Origin of the sequence: Nocardia xishanensis NBRC 101358 (genome assembly GCF_001613365.1) — a bacterium.
GTDB classification, from domain to species: Bacteria; Actinomycetota; Actinomycetes; order Mycobacteriales; family Mycobacteriaceae; genus Nocardia; species Nocardia xishanensis.
On the sequence record NZ_BDCF01000118.1, the window covers coordinates 1 to 779 of the forward strand.

General features: G+C 73.9%; 1 pseudogene. It reads right to left on the reverse strand.

The window, feature by feature from the left end:
* Positions 1 to 779, reverse strand: a pseudogene (locus tag NX1_RS37160) (Fe-S oxidoreductase); the annotation flags it as partial.

The following is a 779-nucleotide window of genomic DNA, read 5'->3' on the forward strand; positions in this document are numbered from 1 at the left end:
CGGCGCCCTTCATCGCCAGCCCCTTGCCACCGGGTGCCTTGGCCGCGCCCTTCATCCCCAGCCCCTTGACCGGCGGGGCGGTGGGCGCTTCGGGTGCGGATTCGGCCGCCCCCGCGTCGGCCACCGCAGCCGCGTCGGCAGCCGGAGCCGCGTCGGCCACCGGAGCCGCCTTGGCGCCGGGTGCCTTGGCCGCGCCCTTCATACCCAGACCCTTGCCGGGTGCCTTGGCCGGGCCCTTCATGGCCAAGCCCTTGACCGGCGCGGCCGGGGCCTCGGCGGCGGGGGCGGACTCGACCGCCGCTTCCTCGGCCGGTGCCGCGGTCTTGGCGCCGGGTGCCTTGGCGGCGCCCTTCATGCCCAGGCCACCACCGGGAGCCTTCGCCGCACCCTTCATCCCCAAACCGCCCGGGGCCTTGGCCGGACCCTTCATCGCCAGGCCACCACCAGCCGCAGCCGCCTTGACCGGCGCAGCCGGAGTCTCGGCCTGTGTCACGGTCGCCGCGGCGACGGGCTCGGGCTCGGGTTCGGGTTCGGGTTGGGTCTTGGGTTGCTGGATGACGGTCAGGTTCTCGCTCAGCGTGGCGGGCTCGACCCGCTCGATCGCATCGAGCATCAGCTGGGCCACATCGACGACCTCGACGCCCTCGCCCTCGCCCTTCTCCTGACGGGCGGTGACACCGTCGGTGAGCATCACCCGGCAGAACGGGCAGCCGGTCGCGATCTTCCCCGGCGCCGAACCTCCACGCCCGTTGGACGCCGACAGGGTGTTCAACCCCTCA